This window comes from Micromonospora craterilacus (genome assembly GCF_003236315.1).
In the GTDB taxonomy this organism is placed as follows: domain Bacteria; phylum Actinomycetota; class Actinomycetes; order Mycobacteriales; family Micromonosporaceae; genus Micromonospora; species Micromonospora craterilacus.
In genome coordinates this window covers 15,273-27,853 of sequence record NZ_POTY01000074.1, presented here as the reverse complement: position 1 = coordinate 27,853, position 12,581 = coordinate 15,273, and the positions used below count along the sequence as shown (strand labels likewise).

Annotated in this window: 11 protein-coding genes; 10 read left to right on the top strand and 1 reads right to left on the bottom strand. The window is 70.5% G+C overall.

The window, feature by feature from the left end:
* Window positions 1-4: 4 nt before the first annotated feature.
* The 5 genes from C1I95_RS14030 to C1I95_RS14010 all read left to right on the top strand — a co-directional run bounded on the left by C1I95_RS14030 (window position 5) and on the right by C1I95_RS14010 (window position 5,075).
* A complete protein-coding gene (locus C1I95_RS14030; RefSeq protein WP_111214267.1) occupies window positions 5-439 on the top strand; it encodes a hypothetical protein in 435 nt (144 codons plus the stop codon).
* A 181-nt stretch (window positions 440-620) separates the two neighbouring features.
* Window positions 621-1,265: a sugar transferase gene (locus C1I95_RS14025; protein WP_325048827.1), complete on the top strand. Its 645-nt coding sequence runs from the start codon at window positions 621-623 to the stop codon at window positions 1,263-1,265.
* Window positions 1,262-2,410 (top strand): DegT/DnrJ/EryC1/StrS family aminotransferase, encoded by a 1,149-nt coding sequence (locus C1I95_RS14020; RefSeq protein ID WP_111214265.1) that lies wholly within the window; start codon window positions 1,262-1,264, stop codon window positions 2,408-2,410. Before C1I95_RS14025 ends, C1I95_RS14020 begins: the two co-directional genes overlap by 4 nt.
* Window positions 2,407-3,051, top strand: coding sequence for an acetyltransferase (locus tag C1I95_RS14015; RefSeq protein WP_111214264.1), 645 nt, complete (start codon window positions 2,407-2,409; stop codon window positions 3,049-3,051). Before C1I95_RS14020 ends, C1I95_RS14015 begins: the two co-directional genes overlap by 4 nt.
* A gap of 149 nt (window positions 3,052-3,200) precedes the next feature.
* Window positions 3,201-5,075: a nucleoside-diphosphate sugar epimerase/dehydratase gene (locus tag C1I95_RS14010; protein WP_111214263.1), complete on the top strand. Its 1,875-nt coding sequence runs from the start codon at window positions 3,201-3,203 to the stop codon at window positions 5,073-5,075.
* Between the two features lie 63 nt (window positions 5,076-5,138).
* Here the strand turns inward: C1I95_RS14010 and wecB are convergent, their stop codons facing one another.
* The gene (gene wecB / locus C1I95_RS14005; protein WP_111214262.1) at window positions 5,139-6,263 is read right to left on the bottom strand and encodes a non-hydrolyzing UDP-N-acetylglucosamine 2-epimerase; all 1,125 of its coding nucleotides are present in this window, start codon (window positions 6,261-6,263) and stop codon (window positions 5,139-5,141) included.
* Between the two features lie 227 nt (window positions 6,264-6,490).
* Here wecB and C1I95_RS14000 point away from each other — a divergent pair, with 227 nt between their 5' ends.
* The 5 genes from C1I95_RS14000 to C1I95_RS13980 all read left to right on the top strand — a co-directional run bounded on the left by C1I95_RS14000 (window position 6,491) and on the right by C1I95_RS13980 (window position 12,504).
* Window positions 6,491-7,540 carry a polysaccharide biosynthesis protein gene (locus C1I95_RS14000; RefSeq protein ID WP_267900699.1) on the top strand — a complete coding sequence of 350 codons (1,050 nt, stop codon included), beginning with the start codon at window positions 6,491-6,493 and terminating at the stop codon, window positions 7,538-7,540.
* Window positions 7,541-7,587: 47 nt separating this feature from the next.
* Window positions 7,588-8,853, top strand: coding sequence for a glycosyltransferase family 4 protein (locus C1I95_RS13995; protein ID WP_158566396.1), 1,266 nt, complete (start codon window positions 7,588-7,590; stop codon window positions 8,851-8,853).
* Window positions 8,850-9,740 (top strand): dTDP-4-dehydrorhamnose reductase family protein, encoded by an 891-nt coding sequence (locus C1I95_RS13990; RefSeq protein ID WP_111214259.1) that lies wholly within the window; start codon window positions 8,850-8,852, stop codon window positions 9,738-9,740. The genes C1I95_RS13995 and C1I95_RS13990 overlap by 4 nt, the downstream gene beginning before the upstream one ends.
* Window positions 9,741-9,766: 26 nt before the next feature.
* The gene (locus C1I95_RS13985; protein ID WP_111214258.1) at window positions 9,767-11,113 is read left to right on the top strand and encodes an O-antigen polymerase; all 1,347 of its coding nucleotides are present in this window, start codon (window positions 9,767-9,769) and stop codon (window positions 11,111-11,113) included.
* Between the two features lie 104 nt (window positions 11,114-11,217).
* Window positions 11,218-12,504, top strand: a complete 1,287-nt coding sequence (locus tag C1I95_RS13980) for a lipopolysaccharide biosynthesis protein (RefSeq protein WP_158566395.1) — start codon at window positions 11,218-11,220, stop codon at window positions 12,502-12,504.
* The last annotated feature ends 77 nt before the right edge of the window (window positions 12,505-12,581 follow it).

The window sequence follows — 12,581 nt, the reverse complement described above, 5'->3', positions numbered from 1 at the left end:
GGGCGTGGTCTCCGAAGAAGGCTCGGACTGGCGGGAGGTGCGGCGGCGCGCGGTGCTGGCGCACGCGGCGGCTGACGAGCGGCGCCGCCACGCCGAACAGGCCGAGGCGGCGGCGCTGGTCAGCGCGTTCGTCGTCGAGGCGCGTCGCCGGGGCCTGGCCACCACCCGGCTCGTCGCGCGGTCGCATGACGGTCGGGCCCGCTACCGGACCCGGCTGCGCGGCTGGTACATCGACCGGGCGCGGACCCGGGCGGTCGACGTGGCCGGACGTTTCCACCTGCTGACCGTGCCGCGCGCGCTGCGCGCCCGGCTGCTCGGGGCCGACCCACAGCCCGGCCCGGCCCCGCTGGTGGTGGGCGAGGGCGGCCGGGACGGGGAGTCGGTGCCGCTGCGAATCCTGCTGCAACGTCGACTCGACGCCGGCGACGCCCGCCTCTGACCAGCATCAACGACACTCCCGACGGGGCACGGCACGCCGATGTGCCGTGTCCTTTCCATGCCTCCGAGGGTTGAGGTGTCGGGTTACGTGTCGACTGTCGCCATTCGGCCCCGGCGAGCGCGATCGGTCTGATACAACCCGTTTGTCTACTTTGACCGGTTGACTGACGGAGGTCAGAACGGTGCCCGTACCCTCGGTGACCGCTCCCGTACGCCCACCCCGCCCCGCGCCGGACGATCGGGTCAAGCGGGTGTTCGACGTGCTTCTCGCGACCGTACTGCTGCTGCTGACCGCGCCCCTGATGGCGGCGGTCGCGGTGGCGGTGGCCGTGGGCCTGGGCCGGCCGGTGCTGTTCCGCCAGTGCCGGATCGGGCGGGCCGACCGCCCGTTCGAGCTGGTCAAGTTCCGCACCATGCGCGAGCCGCGCGGCACGCTGACCAGCGACGCCGACCGGATCACCCCGCTCGGCCGTTGGCTGCGCGCGACCAGCCTGGACGAGTTGCCCACGCTCTGGAACGTGGTGCGCGGCGATATGAGCCTCGTCGGCCCCCGGCCGCTGCTGCCCGAGTACCTCGGCCGGTACTCCCCCACCCAGGCCCGCCGCCACGAGGTCCGGCCGGGCGTCACCGGGCTGGCCCAGGTACGCGGACGAAACAGCCTCGACTGGGACGACAAGCTCGCGCTCGACGTGGAGTACGTCCGGCACCGCAGCCTCCGCCTCGACCTGTCGATCCTCGCGGCCACGGTCCGCACCGTGCTGCGTCGGGAGGGGATCTCCGCCGCCGGCAGCGCGACCGCCCCGGAGTTCCTCGGGAGCCGGCGATGACCGGCACCATCCACCTCTCCCCGCCGGACGTCGGGCCGCTGGAGGAGTCGTACGTGATCGCGGCGCTGCGCTCCGGTTGGGTCGCGCCGGTCGGGCCGGATCTCGACGCCTTCGAGCGGGAGGTCGCCGCCCGGCTCGGCACCCGTGGCGCGGTGGCGGTCAGCTCGGGCACCGCCGCGCTGCACCTGGCCCTGCTCGGGCTGGGCGTCGGCCCGGGAGACGTGGTGCTGGTACCGACCCTGACCTTCGTCGCCACCGCCAACGCGGTCCGCTACACCGGCGCGCGGCCGATCTTCGTCGACTGCGAACCGCACACGGGCAACGTCGACGTCGCCCTCGTCGCCGAGCTGCTGCACCGCCTGAGGTTGCGCGGCGAGCGGGTGGGGGCGGTGATCCCGGTCGACATGTTCGGCAGCTGCGCGGACTACACCGCGCTGCTGCCGGTCTGCGCCGCGGCCGGCGTCCCGGTGCTGGAGGACGCCGCGGAGGCGCTCGGCGCCACCCATGTCGACCGTCCGGCGGGTTCCTTCGGACTGGTCGGCGTCCTCTCCTTCAACGGCAACAAGATCATGACCACCTCGGGCGGCGGCATGCTCGTCGGCGACGACCTGGCGCTGCTCGACCGGGCGCGGCACCTCTCCACCCAGGCCCGTGAGCCGGTGCGGCACTACGAGCACCGGGAAACCGGTTACAACTACCGGCTGAGCAACCTGCTCGCCGCGCTGGGCCGGGCCCAACTGGTCCGGCTGGAGGGGATGATCGACCGTCGCCGGCGACTGCGCGACCGGTACGCCAAGCTCTTCGCCCCGGTCCCCGGAGTCGACCTGATCGGGGCCGAGGACACCGGCTCGAACTGCTGGCTCACCAGCATCCGGGTGGATCGGGAGCGGTCGGGCTGGGAGGCGGCCGAACTCGCCGACCACCTGGCCGCCCGGGACATCGAGACCCGGCCGGTGTGGAAGCCGATGCATCTGCAACCGGCGTACGCCGACGCGGAGAGCCTGCTCACCGGGGCCGCCGAGCGACTCTTCGCCGAGGGGCTGACCCTGCCCAGCGGCAGCGCCCTCAGCGAGCGGCAGGTCACCGCCGTGCTGTCGGCGATCGACGAGTTCCTGGCGGCGCGGACCGGGGTTCCGGCGGCGTGACCGTACCCCTGGTGATCGTCGGTTGCGGCGGGCACGGTCGGGAGATCCTGACCATCGCCCGCGCCATGGACGCCGGCGGCGACCCGCCCCGCTGGCGGCCGCTCGGTTTCGTCGACGACCGGCCCAGCGAGGAGAACCTGAAGCGGGTGCAGCGGCTGGACCTGCCCTGGCTCGGCGGCATCGAGTGGCTTCGGGACGCGCGCGACGGCACCCATCACGTCATCGGCATCGGTGATCCGCGGATCCGGCGGGCGGTCGCCCAGCGGGTCGACCGGTACGGCAGCCCGGCGGCCAGTCTGGTGCACCCCGACGCGACGCTCGGCGACGATCTGCGCCACGGCCCGGGGTTCGTGGCGTTCCCGGGGGCCCGGGTCACCACCAATGTCACGCTCGGCCGCCACGTCCACCTCAACCAGAACTGCACCGTCGGTCACGACTGCGTGCTGGCCGACCACGTGTCGGTGAATCCGCTCGCCGCCGTGTCCGGGGACTGCCAGCTCGACGAAGGCGTGCTCATCGGCACCACGGCCGCCGTACTCCAGGGGCTGCGGGTGGGTCGGGACAGCACCGTCGGGGCGGGCGCCTGCGTGGTGCGGGACGTGCCGCCGGGCCTCATGGTCAAGGGCGTACCGGCCCGCTGAGCGCGGTCAGCGCCAGGCAAATGCGATGTTTAACTCTCTAAGTCTGAAACCGCCCAAAAGGGCTTATTCGGGATGTAACAAGAACAAGGGCGTCTTGCTCCTTCCGCTCGTCAGGGGCGGAAGTGATCGACGGAATCAGGGAGCCGCACATGCCGTGGGAAACACAGAGCACCCGACGCACGGAGCCGGGAGCACGCCGGACCAGGGCCCGGTACCGCGCCCTCGTGTTCCTCGCCACCGACACCACGGCGTGGGTCGGTGGGTTCGTCGCGGCCGCCTGGACCCGCTACGAGTTCGCCCTGACCACCACCCAACTCACCCGCGCGGCCGGCTGCGGGCTGCTCGCCGCCGGACTCCACGTGGCGGTGGTGGCGGCGCGCCGGGTCCGTTCGGGTCGGCACCCGCTCGGCAGCCTCCCGGAGGTCCAGGGACTGGCCGGAACCGCGCTCACCGCCGTGGCGGTGATGCTGCTCGGCCTCCTTCCGGTCGCCGAGCGCCCGGTGCCGGCGAGCACCCCGCTGGTCGGCGGAGCACTCGCCCTGCTGTTCATGCTCGCCGTACGCTTCGCCTACCGGCACCAGCGCGACCTGGCCCTGCGTCCGGACGTCCGCTCGTCGACCCCGGTGCTGCTGTTCGGGATGGGCGACGCCGGCCAGGGGCTGCTGCGCGCGCTGCTCACCGACCCGCGTAGCCGGTACCTGCCGGTCGGCGCCCTCGACGACGACCCGGACAAGCGCAATCTCGCGGTCGAGGGGGTGCGGGTGCTCGGCGGCCGCGACGACGTGGCCGGGGCGGTACGCCGCACCGGCGCCACCACCGTGATCTTCTCGGTGGCCAACGCCGACGCCGCCCTGATCCGCCAGATCCGGGAGTCCACCCTGAACGCCGGGGCGGCGTTCAAGGTGCTGCCACCGGTACGCGACCTGGTCGACCACCGGATCACGGTGACCGACGTACGCGACGTCCGGATCAGCGACCTGCTCGGCCGCCGGCAGGTGGTCGCCGACATGGCGGTCCGGACGAACGGGCTGACCGGTCGGCGCATCCTGGTCACCGGCGCCGGCGGCTCGATCGGCTCCGAGCTGTGCCGCCAGGTGATGAAGGCGAACCCGGGTGAGCTGATGATGCTCGACCGCGACGAATCGGCGCTGCACGCGCTACAGATGTCGCTCGACGGCCGGGCACTGCTGGACGGCCCCGAACTGATCCTCGCCGACCTGCGCGACGACGAGGGCCTCCGGCGGATCATCCGGGACCGACGCCCCGAGATCATCTTTCACGCCGCCGCGCTCAAGCACCTCACGCTGCTCGAACGGCACCCCGGCGAGGCGGTCAAGACCAACGTCTGGGGCACTCTGTCGGTGCTGGACGCCTGCCACGACGTGGCGAAGTTCGTGAACATCTCCACCGACAAGGCCGCCGATCCGATCAGCGTGCTGGGCTACTCCAAGCGGATCACCGAACGGCTGACCGCGCACGCCGCCTCGCGCTTCCCGGGCACCTTCCTCAGCGTCCGCTTCGGCAACGTGCTCAGCAGCCGGGGCTCGGTGGTCACCGCGTTCCAGCGGCAGATCGAGACGGGCAACCCGCTCACCGTCACCCACCCGGAGGTGACCCGGTACCTGATGACCCTGCAGGAGGCGGTGCACCTGGTCCTCCAGGCCGCCGAGATCGGCAGCGACGGCGAGGCGCTGGTGCTGGACATGGGCGAGCCGGTACGCATCGCGGACCTGGCCCGGCAGATGGCCGAGCAGGCCGCCAGCGACGTGCCGATCGTCTTCACCGGACTGCGCCCCGGCGAGAAACTGCACGAGGACCTGCTCGGCACCGGCGAGGTCGACACCCGCCCGCTGCACCCGCTCGTCTCGCACGTCGCGGTGCCTCCGCTCGACCCGCTGGAGGTCAGCGGCCTCGACCCGTTCGACGACCCGGAGAAGGTCGTCGCCGAACTGGCGCGGCTCTGCACCCAGCCGGTCGGCAGCACGGTCACCGACGGCGCCGTGGGCCTGCCCATGCCCCGCTGACCAAGGCGCAAAAGGGGGCCGACGACCCGTGGTCGCCGGCCCCCTTTCAGCGGTACGGACAACTCACCGACGGATGCCGGCCCAGTCGTGGTGCCGGCGCACGGTGGACAGGATGAAGTTGACCACCAGACGGGAGGTGTCGGCGACCTGGTAGTCGGGCGGGCAGGGGACGCCGGCCACGGCCACCTGGTCGGTCGCCACCCGGACAGCCTCGACCACACCGTCGCGGTCCAGGCCGGTCATGATGATGCCGCCGGCGTCGAGGGCCTCCGGCCGCTCCATCGAGTCGCGCAAAGTCACCGCCGGGAAGCCGAGGATCGCCGCCTCCTCGCTGATCGTGCCGCTGTCGGAGAGCACGCACCGGGCCTGGGTCTGCAGGCGTACGTAGTCGAAGAACCCGAACGGCTCGTGGAAGGCGATGCCGTCCAGGTCGGTGGCGTCGTCGGTCAGCGACTCCAGCCGCTTGCGGGTACGGGGATGGGTGGACACCAGTATCGGCAGTCCCCACTCGCCGCGGACCGCGCGCAGGCAGTCGAGCAGCCGACGCAGTCGGGCCGGGTGGTCCACGTTCTCCTCCCGGTGGGCGCTGACCACGAAGTACCGGCCCGGTTCGAGTTCCAACTGACGTAGGACGGACGACCCCTCGATCTGCGGCCGATAGTGGTCGAGCACCTCCCGCATCGGCGAGCCGGTGTGCAGGATCCGCCGCGGGTGCAGACCTTCGGCGAGCAGGTTGCGCCGGGCGTGCTCGCTGTAGACGAGGTTGAAGTCGGCGACGTGGTCGACGAGGCGGCGGTTGGTCTCCTCCGGCACGTTGAGGTCGAAGCACCGGTTGCCGGCCTCCATGTGGTAGACCGGCACCCGCATCCGCCGGGCCATCAGCGCCGCGATGGCGCTGTTGGTGTCCCCGAGGACGAGCAGCGCGTCCGGTCGCTGTTCCCGGATGGCGTCCTCGACGCCGACGAGGACACCGCCGAGCACCCGCCCGAGTGAGGACGTGTCCACCCGCAGAAAACGGTCGGGTTCCCGCAGACACATCTCGGCGAAGAAGACGTCGGACAGCGACCGGTCCCAGTTCTGCCCGGTGTGAATTAGCACATGGTCGACCGTCCGGTCCAGTCGATCCATGATCCGGGAAAGCCGAATAATCTCCGGCCGCGTTCCCACCACCGTCATGACCCGCGTCATCGTCCCACCCTTCGCACGACCGGCTCCGAGAATGTGCCGGCAACGGACCGGTGTCCAACGATTCAAACCGGCCACGGGTCACGCCGAAAAAGCGCGAACAATCGTCGCCTTATAGAATCTTCCGTCAATTCTGTGTTTGTCCCGTCGCCGCCACTTATCGAGTTGTAGGGTCCGATTCGATGCGGATCAACAGCCCCCTGGGAACAGCGGGAAGGACAGGAGGAGATGTGAATTCCTCGCTATCGGGCCGACGTTTCCTGATCACCGGCGGCACGGGTTCCTTCGGACAGACGATGGCTGCCCGGTTGCTCGACGCCGGTGCCACTGAAGTGCGCGTACTCAGTCGGGACGAGTCCAAGCAGGACGCCATGCGACATCGTCTGCGCGACGACCGGGTGCGCTACTACGTGGGGGACGTCCGAGATCCGGACAGCGTTTTCAAGGCCGCCCGCGGTGTGGAGTTCGTGTTCCACGCGGCAGCGCTGAAGCAGGTCCCGTCCTGCGAGTTCTTCCCACTGGAGGCGGTACGCACCAACGTTCTCGGCAGCGCCAATGTGGTCGACGCCTGTGAGCGTAACGGGGTCGAGGCTCTGGTTCTGCTCAGTACGGACAAAGCGGTATATCCGGTCAATGCAATGGGCATGACCAAAGCGCTGATGGAGAAGGTCGCCCAGGCGCACGCGCGAAACAATCCCTCGGCCCGGACCCGCGTCTGCTGCGTCCGGTACGGCAACGTCATGTACTCCCGCGGCTCGGTGATCCCGCTGTTCATCGAACAGATCCGCAACGGCCTGGCGCCGACGGTGACCGAGCCGACGATGACCCGGTTCCTCATGTCCCTCGGCCAGTCGGTCGAACTGGTCGAGCACGCGTTCCGGCACGGCCAGCCCGGCGACATCTTCATCCGCAAGGCCGACGCCTGCACCATCGGCGACCTCGCGACCGCGCTGTGCAACCTGTTCGGCGTGCCGGCCAAGTTCGACGTCCTCGGCATCCGGCATGGCGAGAAGCTGTACGAGACCCTGGCCAGCCGGGAGGATCTGGCCCGCGCCGAGGACTTCGGCGACTTCCTGCGGGTGCCGGTCGACAGCCGTGACCTGAACTATGCCCTGTACTTCGAGGAAGGGGACACCCGCCAGGACCACGTCGCCGACTACCACTCGCACAACGCCCGGCGGCTGGCTGTCCCGGAGATCACCTCGCTCCTGCTGACCCTGCCGGAGATCCGCACGCAGCTCGACGAGATCCGGCAGCCGACCGCGAACCGGCGCGCGTGACCGGGCTCGGCAAGGCCGGCCCGCCCGGCGATCCGACAGCCACGCGGGTGGCTCTGGTCAGCCAGTTCTTCCCGCCGGAGCCGGTTCCGATCCCCCTGAGCCTGGCCCACTGCCTGCGCCGGCAGGGGTTCGTGGTCGACGCGCTGACCGGGGTACCGAACTACCCGACCGGCACCGTCCACCCGGGCTACTCGCATCGGCGGAGGGCCATCGACGGGGTCGACGGCATCCGGGTGCTCCGTACCCCGCTGCACCCGAGTCATGACCGGTCCGCGGTCGGGCGCGCCGCCAACTACCTGAGTTGGGCGACGTCGTCGACGCTGTTGGGCTCACCGCTGCTGCGCACCGCCGACGTGGCGCTCGTCTACTCCTCCCCGGCGACCGCGGCCGCCGCAGCGATGGCGGCCCGGCTGCGGTGGGGAATCCCGTACGTGTTGATGGTGATGGACCTGTGGCCGGACTCGGTCTTCGCCACCGGATTCCTCACCCGCGGCGTCACCCGCCGGATGGCGGAAGGCACCCTGCGTCGGTTCACCGATCTGACGTACCGCTGGGCTGCGCACGTCACGGTGCCCTCACCCGGTCTGCGCGACACCGTGGTGGCCCGCGGCGTACCTGCCGAGAAGGTATCGGTGGTCTACAACTGGGCGGACGAGAAGCTGATGCAGCCGACCGAGCCCGACCCCCGATTCCGGTCGCGGCTCGGCCTGACCCCCGACGACTTCGTGGTCATGTACGGCGGGAACCACGGTCCGGCGCAGGACCTCGGGGTGGCGGTCGAGGCCATGGGCCACCTCCGCGACCTGCCCGACGTGCATCTGGTGCTGGTCGGCGACGGAGTGAGCCGGCCCGCCCTGCGCGCCCGGGCCGAGGAACTCGGACTGCGCACGGTCCACTTCGTCGACCCGATCGCCGCCCAGCAGATGGCCGCCACGATGGCTGCCGCCGACATCCAGCTGGTCTGCCTCGCGGACCAACCGCTGTTCCAGATCACCATGCCGAGCAAGGTGCAGACGATCTTCGCCTGCGGTCAGCCCGTCCTGTCCTGCGCGCCGGGAGAGGCGGCCCGGGCGGTGCGCGACGCCGGTGCGGGGCTGACCAGCCCGCCGGGCGATCCGCGGCGACTCGCCGAAACCATCCGGCTGGCCCGGGCGATCCCGCGCGCCGAGTTGCGCGCGATGGGACAGGCCGGCCTCGACCACTACCGAGCCCTGATGAGCGAGGAAGCCAACGCGCACGTCCTCGCCGACCTGCTGACGGGCGCCGCGGCGAACTCCCGTCGGCGACGACACGTGACACGGGAGCAACGATGAGCCGACGGGTACTCGTCCTGGGCGCCACCGGCATGCTCGGGCACACCCTCATGCGCGAGCTGCACGACGCACCCGCGGTGGAGGTGCACGGCGCTGCCCGGGGTACCGGCGTGGCCAGCCTGCCCCGTGACGTGGCCGGACGGGTTTCCACCGGGGTGGACGTCCTCGATCCGGGCCGGGTGGCCCGGCTGCTGGACGAGGTCGGACCCGAGGTGGTCGTGAACTGCGTCGGCGTGATCAAGCAACGTCCCGAGGTCCAGGACGCGGTACACACCGTCACCGTCAACGCACTCTTTCCCCACCTGTTGGGGCAGGAGTGCGCGCAGCGTCAGATTCGCCTGATCCACGTCAGCACCGACTGCGTCTTCTCCGGCGACCGGGGTGGCTACGTGGAGACCGACATCCCCGATCCGCCGGACCTGTACGGCCGGTCGAAGTTGCTCGGCGAGCTTCACCACCCGCCGGCGCTGACGCTGCGTACCTCGATCATCGGTCACGAGCTGGTCGGCAACCGGTCCCTGGTGGACTGGTTCCTGTCCCAGGAGTCGGTCGTCTCGGGCTACACGAAGGCGATCTACAGCGGGGTCACCACGGTCGAGTTCGCCCGGCTGCTGCGGACGGTCGTCCTGCCCCGGGAGGATCTCACCGGCCTGTACCACGTGGCGGCGACGCCGATCTCCAAGTACGAGTTGCTGCGTCTGGTCGCCGGCGCGTACGGCTGGACCGGCCGGATCGTCCCTCACGACAGCTTCGTCTGCGACCGCTCGATGTCCGCGGACCTGTTTGCCCAGGCGACCGGGTATCGGCCGCCACCCTGGCCGGAAATGATCCAGACGCTCAAGCAGGCATGGTCGCAGTGGACCCGGGAACCGAGCCTTCCCCGTTGACTGCCGGACAACGGAGCTGAGCACCGATGACGACGCTGTTCCTCCCGGTACTGGCACTCGCGGTGATCCACTACCTGGTGGCGATCCGCCAGTACGGCCTACTCACCCCGGACGGGTTGTTCGTGGCCTGTCAGCTGCTGATGCTCTACGGCACCGTACGCCTCGTCGACCCCGGTTCCGAGGTGGAGTGGTTCTACGCGCAGCTCATGGCGGCAGCCACCGCGATCTACATCGTCTCCAGCATGGTGACCAGCGTGCTGATGCGACGAGGTCGAACGAGCGGAAGACGCTCGTTCACCTCCTATTCGGTGTCGCTCGCGAGACCAACGGGATGGATACTCGCCGTCGTCGCGACCTCCATCATCGTGACCGTGGCCTACTTCACGGCCGTTGGCTACAGCGCCTTCCTCATGGGCCTACAGGGCCAACTCAGTGGCGCACCGGAGGACGTCGCGACGCTCCGGCTGGAGTCCTACGCCGGGGAGACGTACCTCTTCCCTGGTTTCGTCAACCAGTTCAAGAACGCGATCCTGCCGGCGCTGACGCTCGTGGTGGCGGTGTGGTCCTTCAAGCACGGAGGAATCTTCGCCCGGGCCGGCTCCGTCGTGCTCATCGTGCTGTCGACCCTCGCGCTCCTGGCCACCGGCCAGCGGGGCGCACTGGTGGTCTTCCTGACCACGGCCATCGTCTACGCCTTCCTGCACAACCGGCGACGCCTCCCGCTCACCGCCGTCATACCGATCCTGCTGGGCCTACCGCTCGTCCTGCTGTCGACCGTCGTCCTGGCTCGTCAATCCGACGACGCCACGGGCCCACTCGGTGGCGCGATGACCGATCTGGCAAACCGGTTCGTCAACGACAATCAGGTGTCCGGGATAGCGGCCTTCAACTACACCTCCGCACTGCCGGTGAGAAATGGCAGCGAGTGGCTCGACGGGCTCCTCAGCGTCCTACCGGGCCACCGCGGCAGCACGCTCAGCTCGGAGGTCTTCTACACGCTCTACGGCTCGACCCGAGGCACGTCCCCGCCGTCTCTGTGGGGATCCGTCCATTACAACTTTGACACGTTCGGGTTGATTCTCGTCGCGGCCGTTTTCGGCTTCGCACTGCAGTTCCTCACCCAACGCTCGTTGCGCCGGAGCCACTACAACACGCTACAACTGGTGGGGCTCGCCGGGATCACCGTCGTACTCGGCACCTGGGTTGCCGGCGGGATCGAGACGCCACTCAACGTCGGCCTGGTGAGTTACCTCGGCCTGTGGTTCTGGGGCGGCCGGTTGGGCGGCTCGGGGCGACACTCGGCCACCCGTGCCAGCCGGATACCCGCATCGCGGCGCCCGGTGGACCCGCGACAACCCTCCAGGTCCAGCTGACCGCCATGGGTCAGTGGCCGACCCGGACGCCGACCGGGGCCCCTCCGCCGGACGCCACGCCCCGTCGGCGTCGGCGCCGCCGACTGGGCGGCAGCCTGCGCGGTGTGTTGAGCATCGCCGCGGGCAGCGCCAGCGGACAGCTGCTGCTCGTGCTCGCCGCACCCGTACTCGCTCGGCTGTACGGCCCGGCCGACTTCGGACTCTTCGCGGTGCTCGCCACCCTCGCGGCGACCGTCGGTGCGGTGGCCGCGGGCCGGTTCGAACTCGCGGTGCCGCTGCCGGAGCTGGACCGCGAGGCCCACGACCTGGCGCTCGTGGGCCTGGTGGCGGCGCTCGGTACCGCGCTGGTGGGCACGGTCGTGGTCGCGGTCGCCAGAGACGAGATCGCCGCCCTGTTCGATCATCCGGCGCTCGGCACCTGGTTGTGGTTGACGCCGTGGACGGCGGCGGCAATGGCTGCCGTGCAGGTCCTGAATCAGCTCGCGATCCGGTACCGGCGATATGCCGCGATCGGCCGGCGAAACTTTCTCCAGTCGGTCGCGACGCTGCTCACCCAGCTCGGTGTGGGCGCCATCGGCCTGCGCTCCGGCGGGCTGGCGCTGGGGCTGGGAGCGGGTCATCTCGTCGGGGCGCTCAGCCTCCTGCCCGGCGCCCGACTCCGCACGGCGGATCCGCCGCCCGAGCAGCCGCGCCGCAGAATGTGGCGGGTGGCCGTGCGGCATCGCCGGTTCCCCCTGCTGCTCGCACCGGCGGGTCTGCTCAACGTGCTCGGGCTTCAGCTTCCGGTGCTGCTGATCGCCTACTACTACGGCGCCGAGGTCGCCGGGTGGTTCGGGTTGGCGCAGCGAATGCTCGCCATGCCGGTCGCCCTGATCGGTACGGCGATCGCCCAGGTCTATCTGGCCGAACTGTCGCAGGCCGCCCGCACCGGCGGCGGGAACGCGGCGGCCCTCTTCCTGCGGACGAGCCGCCATCTCGGGATGATCGCCGCCGCCGGCGTGCTGCTCATCGGCTTTGGCGCGCCGTGGGCCTTCGCCATCGCGTTCGGTCACGAATGGACCACCAGCGGCGCGTACGCCCAGGCGCTCGCGGTGTACGTGGCGGCGCAGTTCGTCGGCTCGCCCGTGTCGCAGACTCTGATCGTCTTCGGCCGACAGAACCTCCAGCTGGCCTGGGACGCGGGACGCGCGCTGCTGGTCGGCGCCGCGGTGGCCGGCACCGCCCTGTCCGGCGCCTCGGCGCTGGCGGCGGTGTGGGCCTTCGGGCTCTCCGCTGCGGTCGCCTACGGCGCGTCCTGGCTGCTCTCCCTGTACGTCGTCACCCGCGCCCGGCGGCACGCGCCACCGGCGAATGCCGAACCGGAGCCGCTGACCCTCACCGGGGGCAGATGACGTCGACACATGCGGATATCGAATTAACGTAACAATTCGAATTGACCGGTGCGGTCGCAACGCGGGCGAGCCGCTGT

Excerpts from the sequence above, each read along its gene's own strand:
- C1I95_RS14010 (WP_111214263.1), top strand. The coding sequence starts at position 3,201 with ATGCCGTGGGAAACACAGAGCACCCGACGCACGGAGCCGGGAGCACGC.
- C1I95_RS13985 (WP_111214258.1), top strand. The coding sequence starts at position 9,767 with ATGACGACGCTGTTCCTCCCGGTACTGGCACTCGCGGTGATCCACTAC.
- C1I95_RS13990 (WP_111214259.1), top strand. The coding sequence starts at position 8,850 with ATGAGCCGACGGGTACTCGTCCTGGGCGCCACCGGCATGCTCGGGCAC.
- wecB (WP_111214262.1), bottom strand. The coding sequence starts at position 6,263 with ATGACGCGGGTCATGACGGTGGTGGGAACGCGGCCGGAGATTATTCGG.
- C1I95_RS14020 (WP_111214265.1), top strand. The coding sequence starts at position 1,262 with ATGACCGGCACCATCCACCTCTCCCCGCCGGACGTCGGGCCGCTGGAG.